The following is a 15,950-nucleotide window of genomic DNA, read 5'->3' on the forward strand; positions in this document are numbered from 1 at the left end:
ATATTTTATCGGTAAAATTAATCCTATTTTTAACGATAGTAATACTATTATCCGGGAAAGTAATTATATGTTTGCCGCGATTTTAAAACCACCCTCAGGAACCGACCAGTTCCATTCGTTATTTTAAAACCAAGGAAACATGCGTACACACAACAAAGAAACTCAATCGAGTTTAACACCCGACAAAGCTTTAGCCATTCTTAAAGAAGGCAACGACAGATTTGTGAACAATTTAAAAGCAAACAGAAATTTGTTACAGCAGGTAAATGAAACCTCTGCCGGACAGTTTCCATTTGCCACCATATTAAGTTGTATCGACAGCCGTACCTCGGCCGAGCTTATATTTGACCAGGGGTTGGGCGATGTATTCAGCATTCGCGTGGCTGGTAATATTTTAAATGAGGATATTTTGGGAAGCATGGAATTTGCCACCAAAATTGCCGGCACCAAGATCATCGTTGTACTGGGCCATACAAAATGCGGCGCTATTGCCGGGGCCTGTAACCATGTTGAACTGGGTAACCTTACCACCCTGTTGAATAAAATTCAACCCGCCATCGATCACGAAACCACTACCAAAGAAAACCGTAATGGCTCAAATGCTGAGTTTGTGAAAAATGTAACCGCCCTGAACGTAACACTTACCATAGAAAGGATCAGAAAAGAAAGCCCTGTGGTTGTTGAATTGGAGAAAGAAGGTAAGATAAAGATCATAGGGGGAATGTATGAAGTAGAAACCGGGAAAGTTACGTTTTACGAATAAATAAAGAGATTGCATAATCAGAGCATGCAATGTAAGCGCTAAAAAACAAAAGGCTTCCGCGGTGTAGTGGAAGCCATTTTGTTTGCATACCCTTAGCACTCAAAATAATTTTGTATCTTTACTGCAATGGCAACTCTATTACAATGTAATGCTAAAACACAACAGGTTAGGTATCTGATACTTGACCTGAGCAATCATTGTACCTGGTCATTCCCCGAGTTTGTGCCATTTTGTTCAAACCTTTACGAGTTTTCTTCTTTAAAGAAGTATCCTTCTAATAATTCTCTTTTACAACTCTCTTAGTATTGGTTCCATAGGAACATCATCATTGATGGATATACGCCATTAATTCTGTTATTATTTGTATAAAAATTAAGCTGAACCCAATGTACAGTTGGGCTTTAGTTCATTAATTCCTTACAAAAATGAATAGCGAAAACAAGGTATTTGCACGAAGCAAATATGTAGTGCTCAGTGAACATGGGAGCAGGATGAATTTATCCTTTACCAGTCATTTGATACTGGGCAACAGAATTGTTGCACTGGATGGAATAAGGAAATGTTTGCTGGTGCTTGATATAGGCGCCGACATGGAGCGCTTATGCTTTATTGATCTGAATGATATTGCGACCATTACATTAAGTAAAGTATATGGCAGCATTGAAAAGGAAGAACTGGCACATAAAATAGTTCAGGACTTCCTGGAAAAAGTACAATTGAAATTTGAGTTCAGCAACAAGAACGAAACAATTGTATTGCCCTTTTATGATGCCAATACAGATGCAAGTACAGATAGAGCAAGATTGGAAAAGAATGCCGCCAACTGGCAACAGCTTCTATCAAAGATGCTTGCAGCCCCTATAAAAAAATGACCGCCATATTTATTAACTATAAATTGAAATAACATGCTTCCATTAAATAACGAGTTGGTTCTTAGAACCGACGATTACAAAATACTGATTGCCCATTTGAACGGCGGAAATTCAAAAACAGCTTTTGATACACGAAATGCAGAAGCGCTGTATGCAGAATTAAAGAAAGCCAAACTGGTAGATAAAGAAAATTTTCCTGAAGATGTAGTGCGAATAAACTCTACTGTTCGGGTAAAAGCAGAAGAAATGGATGAAATTATGCAGTTTATGCTTGTAACACCCGACAAAGCAAATTTTAAGGAAGGCAGGGTTTCAATAATGGCGCCAATTGGCACCGCACTTATTGGATTTAGAAAAGGACAACAGGTAAAGTGGAAAGTGCCGGCCGGTATAAAAACGTTTACCATTCTGGAAGTAATAAACGAACCTAACTGAACAACAAAAAGAGGCCCCCGCTTTATACGGGGGCTTTGCAATGGTATTTTAACAAGGCCTCCAAAGTAATAATTTAATTCACCTTTTCTTAATGCCTGGCATTTTATCAGGGCTATTCTTATCTTGCGGCACAATAAGGATATGCTTTCATACGAAAACGAAACATTTCCCGTTGTTGCACAACCTATTTCCAAATAAAAACAATCTCCTATGGGCCTGTTCGATATTTTTAAAAAGAAAAACAACGACGAAAACACCCTTTTCTCCCAGATAAGCAAATACAAAGAGTATATTATTACCTTCATAATAATGCAGAAACAGGGTAATTATGCACCCATTGCCGCCTATGAAAAACCGAATGGTGAAATAACAGGCTTTTTATATTTGATGGAAACTGGCAATGCATATACATTATCGGTTGCAGAATCGATAAGTAAAATGGAACGGTCTTTTGAGGTACAGTTACAGGCAGATGTAATTAAGTCGTATGCCATTTTTTACCATTCACAGTTCAATAACGATAATAATCACCAGATCGCCATTCAGGACCATGAGCTGAAAGCAATTACTATTGCCTACAACTATAAGAATGGAGTTGCCGGCAAGATCGGTATACCCTATAACTTCGACAACGAGGATATCGGCTATCAGACTTTCATCGAATTCACCAAAGAGCAAAACGATATTATTTTCACCGCACAACGGAAACCAGGCCACGATTATTTTCAGCATACAGAAACATTAGCTGTTCCTGAAACGGTGAACAGCATCGGGCTCAAAATAAAAAAAGCCAACAACTACGACCTGGTAAATACCTGGTGCAGCATTTTCGGATTTAACAGGTACCGGCAACCGGGAGGCAGCCAGGTGCTTACAGAATGTTTTGCACTGGCTTTACATGAGGGAAAGAAACAAACCAAGGGCAATATTACCGTTTCGTCACTTGATTTTGGCGACGTAACATTTAATGCCATTCAGGTAGACGGACAAGCGAAGACCATTGAGCCGGTTATTAAAACCAACGATTATGTTGATGTAGAAAACAAGGAGATCTTTGAATGGGAAAATGTAGATAATCTGGAAGCGGTGATCTCCGGATCGGGAAGAAATACATTTGGCGTTCATTATTTTGCCACCGACTATGCTGTTAACCGGGAACTGTATCTATCGCAAGCAAAGCACCTGGTAAAGTTTAGCGGCATTCTGTTTGTACTGGATGAATATACTAAAAAAAGCGAAGGCAAGGGGCTGCTTGCAGATGACTTTTGCGCCTTAATGCCCAGCCAGGACCTGCCTAATTATGGCTGTCTTGACTTTGTTGGTATACTTGAAGATTTTAAAGAAACAAGCCTGTTACCCACTAACAGTCTTAAAGGTTATATTCTAAAGGTAAGATTGATAGACCACCCCGAGATCATCAATTGCTTTACCATCGATATGTATGTAACACCCGAGAACATGCGGTTTACCGAATTGAAAAAAGGCATGCATTTAACAGGTATGTTCCAGCTACAGGGACGGATAGTACAATAAAAAAGAGATAGCCCATCCCAATTGCCAGGGACGGGCTATTTGTTTGCGTATTAACCTCAACTGAACTTAGTTTGTGCTTTCATCAGCAACGGCATCTTCCCAATTGTCCCATTTAGGAACGTTAGGGTCATAACCATCATAGCCGTAATTCTGACTTAGCTTTCCTTTATTATTAGCAAGGATTGCGGTATAAGGAATAGGCCAGTACATATTCTTTTTATCCATGGTAAAGTTAGGGTTACTAATACCGGTGGCATTGATCTGTACGGGGCCTTTATTATACAAGCTATAATGTACAATGCGCTGATACCAGTAACTTCCGCCATCGGCCCCGGTGCCGCTTTGCTTATCGAAGTTTTCCAGGTTATAGGTATTACCCCATTCATCGGGTTTGCCGCTGCGTGCAAGACATACCGATACCCGCTTTAATTCTACATTACGCCATTCTTCCCAGTATAGTTCGCGGGCACGTTCATTCATAATATCACCAATGGTAACAGTGCCCGTATACAGCTGGGTGCATTGCGCCCTTGATCTTATAGCATTCAGATCGTCCTTAATAGTGGCATCGGCGGGGTTCATATAATATTTAGCCTCAGCCCGCAGCAGATAGGCTTCTGCCAAACGATAGAGGTACCAATCTGCAATACCACCATTAGTAGCTCCTCTAAGTCCGTCGGAACCGGAAACATTCGCTTCATTTACGGGATCATCGAGGAAGAATTTATAATGCGGCACATCGAACCAGCGGCGAATGGTATCACTGCAAAGCAGTGCGCCGTTGTTGTTGTATAGCGATATTGGTTTTCCAAATTCAGAAGAAGCCTTATTGTTAACACGATAATCTTCCATCCTGATCCAGTTGCCCGTTGAGGAACTGTGGCGCAAATCGGTTGCATCCATTACACCGTTAATAGTCCAGAGTGTATTGGTTGAAAAATTAGTAGGGCGAAAGGTTGCAATACCACGGCCAAAGGCGCGCATATAATCATACTTGTTATTATAGTTGGCATCATTACGTCTTATATTCAATAATGCCTGTTTACCATCTTTTGTTTGTAACCGGGTATCAAAAACAAAAGGATACAGGATGCGCATAGTAAGCATTTGAACGAATGACTCAGCATCGGCGCCCCTGTTGGGCATACCCATAATAACCTCTTTGTTGGCAGCGATGAGTTTATTTTCTGCACGATGCAGGTCCCAGATCACATTTCGGGTAATAGGCCAGGTTAAAGGCTCACCACCATCGTTGAAGGTGCCGAAGTTATTTTGCATAAGTGAGTAACCCGACTGGTTGATAAGGATATCGGTTTGCTCCTTTGCTTTTGCATACTCCCCAATGGCGAGGTAACATTTGGCAAGCAGCATACGGCATGCGCCTTTATTTATCATACCTGTAAGGGGCATGCTCTTTTGATCGGGCACCCATTGCACCGCCAGTTCCATATCCTGGGTAATCATTTTCAGAATAGCATCCCGTTTGGTACTGCGATAATTTTGCTTGGGCGCTTCCAGTATGGTAGTTACAAGCGGTATATCACCAAACTCGAAGATCAACGCCATGTAGCGAAAGGCGCGATGAAAATAGGCCCGGCCTTTAAACATTTTCTTTGTAGTCTCATCCAACTTCTCTACTTTATCAACATATTGTATAATGGTGTTGGCATACATGATGGCCTTATAGGTTTCTTCCCACAAATACCAGATGCTGTTCGTTCTGTCAATATTCTGATAACTGGTTTCACTGGTAGGAGTAAGCATGTTGGCCACATCGCAAAGCATGGTGCGTTTGTCGGTAGCACTTGCCACCATCAGTTCCGAAAAAATGTATTCCGTTCCAAGCGTGAGCATTTCGTTATGATCGGTAGCCCAGTAGCCTTTCAAATGCCGGTCGCATAAAGCCATGGCCGACATAAGCCCGGCTTCCGTATTGAACGTTGTGGTAGGTTCGTAAAATGACAGCGGATCAGGTTCTAAAAAACTCCTGGAGCAACCACTTAGAAATATATTACCACCTATAATTAAGGCAAGGCATTTAAATATATAATGTAGTCTTTTCTTTTTCTGTTGCATATGGTTCGCGCTAATAAATTAGAAATTAAAATTTAGTCCCAGATTATACACCCGTGAAGACCAGGTCCCTGTTTCAGGATCACCGTACGTCCAGTCTTTTGACTTCCAGGTATGAAGATTACGTACAGTGCCAAACACTTTCACCTTGTTTACAGTAATCTTTGAGGTCCATTTTTTGGGAAGCGTATACCCTACTGAAAAGTTGTCGAGGCGAACAAAAGAACGGTTATACAACTGTTGTGTAGAACCAGCGCCGGTAGGCCCTTTGGCTTCAATACGTGCATACTTGTTTGATGGATTTTCGAGCGTCCAGTATTGTTTTGCCGGAACATTCTGTAAACCGTAAGCCATGCGACCACCCAGATCATCAATATTTAAAAATTCATCTGACAAACTTTTATGCCCCATGTAAGAGTACACGTTAAAGGAAACATTCAGGTTATTGAATAATACAAACTCGTTGCGCATTGACAAATGCCATGGTGGCTGGGTTGTACCTAAAAACTCCTTGTCTTTATCATTATAAGTGGGTGTTACTACGCCATTGGCACCTTTCACATCATCATCGGTATAGTTGTTTGCTACTTTGGGATCGCCGGGTTGCTGGCCATACAATTTCGCTTCCTGGGCCTCGTTAGCCTGCCAAATGCCGGTAACACGATAATCCCAGATGGCCCCAATGGGTTTTCCAATAAACCAACCGTTTGAAATATCATCTTTTTCTCTTGAACTTATAATGTTACCGTTTGCATCAATAATATTCTCACGGTCGTAATAAAGATGCGTTATTGTATTTCTATTGTACGATAAACCAAAGGTGGTATTCCATTGAAAATTGGCGTTGCGAATGTTGGCTGTATTTAATGTTAATTCAACCCCATCGTTGTTAACCTGCCCAAGGTTGGTGGTAATTTTGGCAAACCCCGTAAAGCTGGGTAACAACTGCTGTATGATCATATCGTGGGTTTGCATTGTATAATACTCTAAAGAACCCGTTATACGATCGTTGAGGAAACCAAAGTCAAGACCGAAGTTCCAGGAAGTGGTTTTTTCCCATTGCAGGTTGGGATTGGCTAACCTGTCGGCATATAAATAACGGTATAATTGCAACTGTCCCGAAGCGTTTAAATATCCCTGCATTCTGCCGGCGCCTTCGCTAAGATTTGAAAGCGCTACATAAGGATTTTCCAGCGAGCGATTTCCATTTTTTCCGTAAGAAGCGCGCAATTTACCCGTGCTCATAACATCGCTCCATGGGAACCATTTCTCGTTTGTAAATGTCCAGGCCAGCGCCAGTGAGGGAAATGTTGCATATGGATTGGAAGAACCGAAAGCTGAGTAACCATCTCTACGGATTGAAGTGGTGATCATATAACGGTTGTCGTAAGAATAAAACAAACGCGCCAGCAAGGCATCGGCAGACTGGTGTCCATCGCTGCTGGAGTAATTGCTGTTTTCCTTACTACCATTTTTTGTATTATGAAAACCTAAAGTATCGGTTGGAAGAATGTTGCGTGCCTCAATCCTGTCTTTCCATGATTTACGATCCTCCGCTTCCTGTACAAGGGTAAGAATTACGTGATGATCGCGACCGAAACGCTGGTCCCAGGTAATGGTGTTATTAAGTGACCAGTCGAAGCGTTTAGTCTGTTCACGATTGGCGCCGCGTGTCTTAGGATCGGAACCCGGCAGTGCAGCCGACATAAAATAACGATCGTAAAAGAGCTCATAGCGGGGCGAAGCATTGAAAGAGTAAGTAATATTAAAAGGAAGCTTTATTTTAGCATTCAATATAGTGTTGAATACAGTGTATCCTTTTTCGAGCGCAAGGTATTTTTTCTGAAAATCATAATTGTAACCCCGCTGACTATAGTCGGAACTCAAAGGATATTGTGCAGGATCACCATTCAGATCGGCATAATCTGCAAAGGGACTGTTTCGCAGCATCTGGTTTGTGTCAATATCAATATTACCATCAGAGCGGTCCTGAAAATTTATATTGGCGCCTACTTCAAACCATTTGGTCACCTTTGCGTCTAATTTCAAATTGGAGCGTACAGCCCGGTAGTCATCACTTACCACCGCGCCCTGGTTCTTCAAATAACCCAATGACAAGTAGTAATTCACTCTATCGCCTGCACCACTGATGCTGGCATTATAGTCAGAATTGATGCCTGATCTAAAGGTATGATCGGCCCAGTTAACCGTTTTCCCATTCAGCAAATTCTGCAACGCATTGCCGGCAAACCCTAACCGTTTAGCCCAAATGCTTTCATCAGATTCATTTGCCTGGTTGGCAGAATAACCCCGCCATGCATCGAGCGTAACATTGTCGGGCAACTGATCGGGTCGGGAATAATATCCGGGCTTGCTGATAAGTGTACCTGCCTGATACGCTTCATAGTTACCTGTTTGCGGATTTATGCCATAGGTATTTTTTGTATACCAGTCCTGCCGGTGTTTTAAATAAGCATCGGGGGTGAATCTTTTGCGGTTATCAACAATTGTGGTAACACCGGTATTAATGGTGGCATTGATAACGGGTTTACCCGGTTTACCTTTTTTCGTTGCAATAAGGATAACGCCACTGGCGGCTTTTGCACCATACACAGCTGCAGCGGAGGCATCTTTCAGCACATCTATTTGTTCAATATCATCGGGATTGATCTCAGAAAGTTCTCCATAAAACAGCATGCCGTCCAATACGATCAATGGGTTGTTGTGCCCGCCTTCATTATACACTGAACGACGGCCGCGGATCTCTAAGTTACCGCCACCTTTGGCAGAAGGATCGTAGCCTACGCGTAAACCAGGCGTACCCCGCAGGATATCCTGAACTGTTTTTGGATTTTCGTTGGCGAGCCTGTCAGGACGTATCTGAACAATAGACCCGGTAAGATCTTTCTTCTTCATGGTACCATATCCCACTACCACCACATCATCTAAACTGGCAGCAGCCTGCTGTAAAACAATGGAAACAGGAGCGTCGCTATTTACTACTACTTCCTGAGCTGAATAATTTACGTGTGATATTTTTAGTACAGCCCCCTTGCCCGCCATTAATTTGAAATCGCCCTGGGCATTCGTTTTTACACTTGTGGCAGTTCCTTTAATGGCAATGGTAACATCGGGTACACCATTACCAAGCGAGTCAGTGATCTTTCCGGTTACGGATAATTCCTGCGAGTACGTACAAACTGAAAACAACAATAGAAACAGAAACGTAAATGCTGGGGGAAGGGCATTGGTACGTTTGGTTACTTTTAAATGTTTCATCATAATGGTCAATCGTTTTAAATGAATTGCATAAGCAGCATGTAAAAAAAAAGAACATCCACTGGATGTACAGTTCATTCTTTTGTCGATTTATACCAAGTTTAATATCTCTATAAAGAAGGGTTATTCATTCTTTTTACTAATTGTTTCAAAAGCAGCCATGCACAAAAGATAACCAATTGATTAATAACATAATTAGTACTATGGTCTTTATGGGTGTTCACTCCACCACATAACACACGTTGGATGTTTAATTATTTTAGCTGTTATGAAAAATTCACGCCGTAAGTTCATTAAGCAGGCGTCTATTGCAGGTGCCGGCCTCTTTTTATCAAACAATGTTTTCAGTGCTAAAAGTTATAGCCGTATTATAGGTTCCAATGACCGCGTTCGTGTGGGTGTTGTTGGTTTTTCAGATCGTCATCGCTTTTCTCATATGCCTTGTTTTATGAACCATTACAAGGAACTTAATTTTGAAGTGGTTGCTGTTTCTGATATCTGGAAAATGCGTCGCGAGCAGGGCGCTGCCATGTGGAAAGAGAAAATGCAAAACGAGGTAAAAGCATTTCGCAATAATGAAGAAATGTATAACAGCAAAACGGTAGATGCCGTATTTATTGGCACCGCCGATTTTCAACACGCGTTACATACCATAGAAGCGGTAAAAGCAGGTTGCGATGCCTATGTTGAAAAGCCTTTTGCAGAAACGATGGAAGATAACCGGGCTGCATTGAAAGCTGTAAAAGAAACAGGAAAAATTGTACAGATAGGTTCACAGCGCCGCAGCGGTGCTAATTATCATGCCGCCAATGAATTTATACGATCGGGCAAGTTTGGCCCAATAACAATGGTGGAATTAAGTTGGAATGTAAATCAGCCGGGACGCTGGCGCCGGCCTGAGTTGCTGAAAGTATTGAAGAAAGAAGATACAGACTGGAAACGCTTTTTGATGAATCGCCCGTTTGAAAAATTTGATCCCCGCATATACCTTGAGTATCGATTGTTCTGGCCTTATTCATCAGGGCTTCCCGGCCAGTGGATGAGCCACCAGATAGATACCGTGCATTGGTTTACCGGTTTAACACACCCGCGCAGTGTAATTGCCAACGGTGGTATTTACCAATGGAAAGATGGCCGCCGCAATTGGGATACCATCATGGCTGTTTTCGATTATGGCCCGCAGAACGATCTTTCGCAAGGCTTTCAGGTAACCTTTGGCAGCCGCATGCATAACGGCGAAGAACGGCCGGCAGAAATATACTACTCAAACGGTGGTGAGCTCAATCTTATCACCAATAAAATATCGCATAAGGGTGGACTTACCGAAAAAATGGCCGAAGCCATGAATATGAAAGCCAACCTGCTTACGCCAATGAGTTTGCCCAATAATGAACAGGTGGTGGCATCTGCCAATACAGGCGGCGATATACTCACTTCAAACCACGTTCGTAACTGGATGGAATGCGTACGCAGCCGCAAGCAGCCCAATGCACCTGTTGAAGCAGGTTACTACCACAGTATTGCCAATATTATGACCACCGCCGCTTCTCATGCCGGCTCAAAAGCCACCTTTGATGAGAAGACACAGGAGGTGATGGTGAATGGAAAAGTTTTCAAATACTAATACAAAAAGATACACCAGTATGAACATGATGTGCAAAACGTTTGCTTTCTCTTTTCTTTTATTTCATGCAAAGCCTCATTGGCTCAAAAACATGAACGCTGGAAAACATTATTTGATGGTAAAAGCACTAAAGCCTGGCGCACCGCCAAAGGGAACAGCTTTCCCACTGCATCTCCCGGCTGGATCGTTAAGGAGGGTACATTGACCATTCAGGCAACCGATGGCTCTGAATCGCAACACGCCGGCGATATTGTTACCGTTGATGAATACAGTGCTTTTGAGCTTGTATTCGATTTTAAATTGACCAAAGGCGCTAACAGCGGCGTTAAATATTTTGTTACCGGTAAAGAAAAAACCGGCGCTTCTGCCATTGGCCTCGAGTACCAGATCTTAGACGATGAAGTACACCCCGATGCCAAACTGGGCCGTAATGGCAACCGCACCCTGGCATCGTTATACGACCTGAAAACAAGTGATAAAACCGGCGCCACCCACCCTATTGGCGAATGGAATACCGGAAAGGTGATCGTTTATCCCAACAATCATGTTGAGCATTGGCTCAATGGCGTAAAGGTGTTGGAATATGAGCGTAAAAGCCCCGAGTTTCGTGAGCTGGTTAAAATAAGCAAATACAAGAACTGGGAAAACTTCGGCGAAGCCGATAAAAGACACATCCTTTTACAGGACCATGGTAATGAAGTTAGTTACAGAAATATAAAGATCAGGGCTTTGAAATAAAGCCCCGATTTTTTAATCATTTAAAAGCCTGAAGGTTTTTGGGAGCGCAATCAATTCGGTTGCGCTATTTTTATTTCTTTTAAATTGAAGTTCTACAATGGCCGTTCTTCTTGGCGCCACCTTTGTATCGGAAGCATGCACATGAAATACATAAAACATTTTTCCATTTGCATCCATCAGCACATCGCCATGCCCCGTTCCGTTTATTCCTATATTCTTTGGGGAAATAACAGGACCGTTGCTGCTTTTCGTCCATGGGCCGGTAGGGCTGGTGGCTGTTGCATAACCAATGGCGTAATCGGGATTACGAAAATCATTGGCTGAATAGATCATATAATACAATCCATCGTGCAGGATAACGGTTGGCCCTTCGGTCACTTTCCACTTTACATTTTGAGTATCTTCCCAGGGCAGCGAGGCATTGATACATTCCTTTACCGTAGCAGCATCAATAGATAACAGTTCTTTATCAAGCTCGGCTACAAAAATGCGATTACCATCCTGTAACCTTACATGATATAAAAAGATCTTGCCCGATCGATCAAAGTATATGTAAGGATCTATCATTCTTACCGGCGCATCCAATGGCTTTTGTTCCTTTTGTGTAAATGGTCCCAACGGGCTATTGGCACTGGCGATGGCAATATTTTCATTGGCAGTATATGCCATGTAAAATTTTCCCTGATGTTGTAAGATCTGCGGCGCCCAAAAACCCTTAGTGCCATAGCTTTCACCTTTGCACAATACATAGCCTTCATCTTTCCATACTTTTTTATCTACAGAACTATACGCCTTGAAACCGCTATCTAAATTATGCCCATCGGTGCCGTATAAATAATACTTGCCATCATGAAAAAATATGGTAGGGTCGGCCAGTAACGGATTGCCAGCACTTGCCTGTTGTTCCTTTGAGGTGGTTGGCCCTTCAACAGTTAATATGCCATTGTTTACTTTCATTTTATCAATAAACACCACACGCTCATCGCCGGTTTTACTGGTACGGCCATGGTATACGCACAACATGGTACCATCTGGTGCATAGGTAACGCTGTTATGACCAGTGCCGGTAACAATACCACCTGTTGCAGTATTCTTTTGTAGCACCGGGTTATTAGCTGCCTTGGTAAAAGGCCCCAGCGGACTTTTTGCGGTAGCATACCCAACCGCATAATTTTTACCGCCAAAATAATTGGCCGAGTACATCATGTAGTAGGTATCGTTCTTTTTGAAAATAAACGAACCTTCTGTCCAGCGGCGGTTCACCTCTTTTGAAGTAATCGAACGGCTTTCCCATTCAGCCTGGGGATCGTTCATTTTTACAGGCGGGCGAAGTAACAGCACAGGCTCGCCAATAACACCACTAAAGTCTGGTTTCATTTCTACGCCATACACCCAGCTTTCTTCCACTTCGTTAAACCAGCCTTTTTTACGGGCCCATGTTGCTACTTCACTTTCAACGGAATGTTTGTAGCAACACCTTGAATAATACAAATACGTTTTGCCGTCTTCGGCAAAAAATACATTGGCATCGATTATGGGATAGCCGGGATCAAATACAGGCTTATTTTGAATGTCGACAAATGGCCCGGTTGGTTTATCTGATTCGGCCACGCCAATTTTAAAATTTTCCAATTCCCTGCCCGGGTTCACTTTCCATTGGGCGCTGTAGAACAGGTAATACTTACCGTTGCGCTCATATACTTCGGGCGCCCAGTAAGAATTTTCACCCCAGCCATTTTTATTATTTCCATAATAAACCTGGCCTTCACGCTTCCAGTTTTTTAGATCGGTGGAGGAATAAGCTACAAACCCATTTTCAGCGCCCGCCCCGGTGCCATACATATAATACCGGCCGCCGGTTGTGCGTAAAATAAAGGGATCGCCAAACTGTACATTCAACGGATTACCGTAAGTGCCCTCCTGGGCACTTACGGTAATAAATAGAAAACAAAAAAAGGGTAATAATAAGATTGTACGCATTACTCGGTTTTTCTTATACGTTATTTTTCAAGAAGCGCAGCCACACACCACATGTAAGGCGCCTGCCCATGATAATCGCCTGTTCTGCGAGGCCGGTCGTAATAATATTGTTTATCGTTCTTTTTATTGGTTCCAACGCATACCTCTTTAACACCGCCCTTTTCATCGATATAAGGCACCATGGCCATCCAGGCCTTGCGGGCTACAGGAGCATATTCTTTTGCATTCAGCCATTTTTGTTTTACGCCGGTAATTAATGCAAACGCAAACATCGCCGTTCCTGAGGTCTCAGCCCAGATCTCTTTTTCATCGATCAACTGGTTCCACATACCACCGGGTGATTGAAATTCTTTCAAACTCTTCATCATTGTTTGGTAGCCCTGCATAATACGCGGGCGGTATTGATTATCCTTTGGCAAATAGCGTAACAGTACAGCCATGCCTGCAGCCATCCAACCATTGCCACGGCCCCAGTAAAATGGCACATCCGGCGCATGATAGAAAAGGCCGTTCGGGCGTTGAAGTGTATCTAAATATAACACCATTTCCTTAGCTGCCCTATCAATATATTTTACATCACCGGTTACTCGGTATGCCTGTGTTTGTACAATAGTGATCATATACATATCATCTATCCAAAGGCGTGTTTGCCAGGAGTAGCCTTTTTCGGCCCAGGCCTTTTGATCGGGTTTGGCGTCTTCAGGCACCTCCCACTGTGTATTGGCATAGGGTAGCCCCAGGTCCATATACTTTTTATCTTTTGTTAACAGATACAATTCCAGTGGTAAACTGCCAAACATGTTCAGGTCAACATGGTTTTTAATAGGTAACAGGCTGTCTTCCGTTGTAAACAGCGGCTGAAATCTTTGCTCCAAAGAATCAAACAACAATTTATCGTTGGCCAGTGAAGCATACTTTAGTGAACCTGTCCAATAAAAGGTTTCGGGATAGCTGATCCATTTGCCTGCATGCAGCGCATGTTTGTGGCCTATCAACCGGCCGGCCACTCTTTTACCTACTTCTTCTGGCGTATATCCTTTGGGAAATTTGGTGAGACTGCTTTCCTGGGCAAACAAAAACTGAAAGGGAAGCAACAATAATAATGTAAGTACCTTTTTATACATGAGAATGAATTTCAAAGATTAGTTTTTAAATCTGAAGGCCCATACCTCTGCCAAACCTGGTTGTTTTTGTGAATCATGGCCCGATACGGGAACAAGCTTAAAATATCTGCATTGTTTCTGTGCCGGCAAACTAACATACTGTTTTAACAGATCGATATTATTAAGCGGGAATACACCAAGGCTTTCCCAACTGGTACTATCACTACTTATTTGTATTTCCAGTTCTTTTATTTTACGGTCACCGGCTTTTTGCGAAATAATAAATCCATTCACTTTCGAAACGGCGCCCATATCTACCGAGATCCAATGGTTGGGATAGTCTGTTGGGTTGGTTGAGTAACGGGTGATCCAGTATGTTGACAGGTTATCATCGATCAACCGAATGGCGAGACGGCTATTATTAGTTTCTTCAGAACTGAAGCCGGCAACTGACCATTGGGTTTTAGGATATATTAAACGGTGAGGTTCGCCTGCAGGGCGTAAGATCGGTTGGTTGATGGGTACCGGTTCGCCAAAATTGGGAGTTCCATCTGCATTCCAGGTAAACTTTTGTATCCGGGGGTTGCGTCCATTATTATCGCCGCCGTTGGGAAGATTTCGGGCATGGTAAATGATCCAGTCTTCTGTACCATCGGGCGATTTAAAAAAGCCGTTATGCCCGGTACCGTACGCATTACTTTCAGCCTTCATTGAAAAAACAGGTGTGCTCTTTTTTGTCCAGTTGGCAGCTACCAGCGGGTCACTACCTGGCGCCAGTGTAAGCAAACCGAGGCAATAACCATCTACCCAATAGCCACTGCTGGAGTAAACAACAAACACCTGTCCCTGTGCATTTTTAAGTATTTGTGGCCCTTCGTTAATAGCAGCACCGCCTTTTTCCCAGCTATAGGTAGGCGTGCTTATCATAACCTTTGGTCCTGAAATTGTCCAGGGATTACTCATGGGAGCAATGTAAATATTCTGTGGCGCAGCACCGGCATTACCGCCCGACCATAACATATATAACTGACCGTTATGATCTAGTATAGTACCATCAATAGCCCATTGGTTAGTGGCATCGGCTACCTGCCCCTTAAACACCCAATTGCCCGTTGTGGGTGTGGCATCAGCATTCTCAACAACATACATGCGGTGATTGGCATTTGTACCATTGTCGGCAGCAAAATAAAAGTACCATTTACCGTTTATTTCATGCAATTCGGGCGCCCATACATTTTTTGAATAAGCGGTGCCGGCAGGTGGTGTATATACTTCATACCTGCGCGAAGAGGCAAGCTCCGACATATTCTTTGTTTCCAGAATTACCAGTTTGCTTCCCTGCGTGTAGGTATAATAGTAGGTGCCATTTTTTTGTATTACCCAGGGATCGGGGCCACTGGTTAATACAGGGTTTGTAAATGTACTGTCAGTGATCAGTGCCGACAGATCTTCACCTGGTGGCTCCTCATCAAGGTATATGACTCTATTGCAGGCGGTGTACAGCAAAGCGCCGCCAATAAAACAAGTAATCGTTAGTAACTGTTTCATAT

At 42.8% G+C, this 15,950-nt stretch carries 11 protein-coding genes; 6 read left to right on the forward strand and 5 right to left on the reverse strand.

What is annotated here, in order from left to right:
* Positions 1–139: 139 nt before the first annotated feature.
* From GGD38_RS07330 to GGD38_RS07345, 4 genes are all read left to right on the forward strand, one after another.
* Positions 140–763: a carbonic anhydrase family protein gene (locus GGD38_RS07330; RefSeq protein WP_375298662.1), complete on the forward strand. Its 624-nt coding sequence runs from the start codon at positions 140–142 to the stop codon at positions 761–763.
* Between the two features lie 425 nt (positions 764–1,188).
* Positions 1,189–1,635: a hypothetical protein gene (locus GGD38_RS07335; RefSeq protein ID WP_375298661.1), complete on the forward strand. Its 447-nt coding sequence runs from the start codon at positions 1,189–1,191 to the stop codon at positions 1,633–1,635.
* A 33-nt stretch (positions 1,636–1,668) separates the two neighbouring features.
* The gene (locus tag GGD38_RS07340; RefSeq protein ID WP_375298660.1) at positions 1,669–2,070 is read left to right on the forward strand and encodes a GreA/GreB family elongation factor; all 402 of its coding nucleotides are present in this window, start codon (positions 1,669–1,671) and stop codon (positions 2,068–2,070) included.
* Between the two features lie 210 nt (positions 2,071–2,280).
* Positions 2,281–3,603: a hypothetical protein gene (locus GGD38_RS07345; protein ID WP_375298659.1), complete on the forward strand. Its 1,323-nt coding sequence runs from the start codon at positions 2,281–2,283 to the stop codon at positions 3,601–3,603.
* Positions 3,604–3,669: 66 nt separating this feature from the next.
* Here GGD38_RS07345 and GGD38_RS07350 read toward each other — a convergent pair whose 3' ends face one another.
* The gene (locus GGD38_RS07350; RefSeq protein ID WP_375298658.1) at positions 3,670–5,679 is read right to left on the reverse strand and encodes a RagB/SusD family nutrient uptake outer membrane protein; all 2,010 of its coding nucleotides are present in this window, start codon (positions 5,677–5,679) and stop codon (positions 3,670–3,672) included.
* An 18-nt stretch (positions 5,680–5,697) separates the two neighbouring features.
* Positions 5,698–8,958, reverse strand: a complete 3,261-nt coding sequence (locus GGD38_RS07355; protein WP_375298657.1) for a SusC/RagA family TonB-linked outer membrane protein — start codon at positions 8,956–8,958, stop codon at positions 5,698–5,700.
* Between the two features lie 265 nt (positions 8,959–9,223).
* Between GGD38_RS07355 and GGD38_RS07360 the strand changes: the two genes are divergently transcribed.
* Positions 9,224–10,579 (forward strand): Gfo/Idh/MocA family protein, encoded by a 1,356-nt coding sequence (locus GGD38_RS07360; RefSeq protein WP_375298656.1) that lies wholly within the window; start codon positions 9,224–9,226, stop codon positions 10,577–10,579.
* Positions 10,580–10,657: 78 nt separating this feature from the next.
* The gene (locus GGD38_RS07365) at positions 10,658–11,317 is read left to right on the forward strand and encodes a DUF1080 domain-containing protein (RefSeq protein WP_375298655.1); all 660 of its coding nucleotides are present in this window, start codon (positions 10,658–10,660) and stop codon (positions 11,315–11,317) included.
* A gap of 12 nt (positions 11,318–11,329) precedes the next feature.
* Here the strand turns inward: GGD38_RS07365 and GGD38_RS07370 are convergent, their stop codons facing one another.
* From GGD38_RS07370 to GGD38_RS07380, 3 genes are read right to left on the reverse strand one after another with little or no spacing between them, the layout of a single operon-like run.
* Complete coding sequence (locus tag GGD38_RS07370) at positions 11,330–13,297, reverse strand: glycoside hydrolase family 43 protein (RefSeq protein WP_375298654.1); 1,968 nt, start codon at positions 13,295–13,297, stop codon at positions 11,330–11,332.
* Positions 13,298–13,317: 20 nt separating this feature from the next.
* The gene (locus GGD38_RS07375; RefSeq protein ID WP_375298653.1) at positions 13,318–14,421 is read right to left on the reverse strand and encodes a glycoside hydrolase family 105 protein; all 1,104 of its coding nucleotides are present in this window, start codon (positions 14,419–14,421) and stop codon (positions 13,318–13,320) included.
* Positions 14,422–14,439: 18 nt separating this feature from the next.
* The gene (locus GGD38_RS07380) at positions 14,440–15,948 is read right to left on the reverse strand and encodes a family 43 glycosylhydrolase (RefSeq protein ID WP_375298652.1); all 1,509 of its coding nucleotides are present in this window, start codon (positions 15,946–15,948) and stop codon (positions 14,440–14,442) included.
* Between the last annotated feature and the right edge of the window lie 2 nt (positions 15,949–15,950).

The sequence above is a fragment of the Niastella sp. OAS944 genome, from assembly GCA_024809215.1.
Taxonomy (GTDB): Bacteria; Bacteroidota; Bacteroidia; order Chitinophagales; family Chitinophagaceae; genus Niastella.

Coding starts and splice junctions, on each gene's coding strand:
- GGD38_RS07350 (WP_375298658.1), bottom strand. CDS start 5,679: ATGCAACAGAAAAAGAAAAGACTACATTATATATTTAAATGCCTTGCC.
- GGD38_RS07340 (WP_375298660.1), top strand. CDS start 1,669: ATGCTTCCATTAAATAACGAGTTGGTTCTTAGAACCGACGATTACAAA.
- GGD38_RS07380 (WP_375298652.1), bottom strand. CDS start 15,948: ATGAAACAGTTACTAACGATTACTTGTTTTATTGGCGGCGCTTTGCTG.
- GGD38_RS07375 (WP_375298653.1), bottom strand. CDS start 14,421: ATGTATAAAAAGGTACTTACATTATTATTGTTGCTTCCCTTTCAGTTT.
- GGD38_RS07345 (WP_375298659.1), top strand. CDS start 2,281: ATGGGCCTGTTCGATATTTTTAAAAAGAAAAACAACGACGAAAACACC.
- GGD38_RS07360 (WP_375298656.1), top strand. CDS start 9,224: ATGAAAAATTCACGCCGTAAGTTCATTAAGCAGGCGTCTATTGCAGGT.
- GGD38_RS07355 (WP_375298657.1), bottom strand. CDS start 8,958: ATGATGAAACATTTAAAAGTAACCAAACGTACCAATGCCCTTCCCCCA.
- GGD38_RS07330 (WP_375298662.1), top strand. CDS start 140: ATGCGTACACACAACAAAGAAACTCAATCGAGTTTAACACCCGACAAA.
- GGD38_RS07335 (WP_375298661.1), top strand. CDS start 1,189: ATGAATAGCGAAAACAAGGTATTTGCACGAAGCAAATATGTAGTGCTC.
- GGD38_RS07370 (WP_375298654.1), bottom strand. CDS start 13,297: ATGCGTACAATCTTATTATTACCCTTTTTTTGTTTTCTATTTATTACC.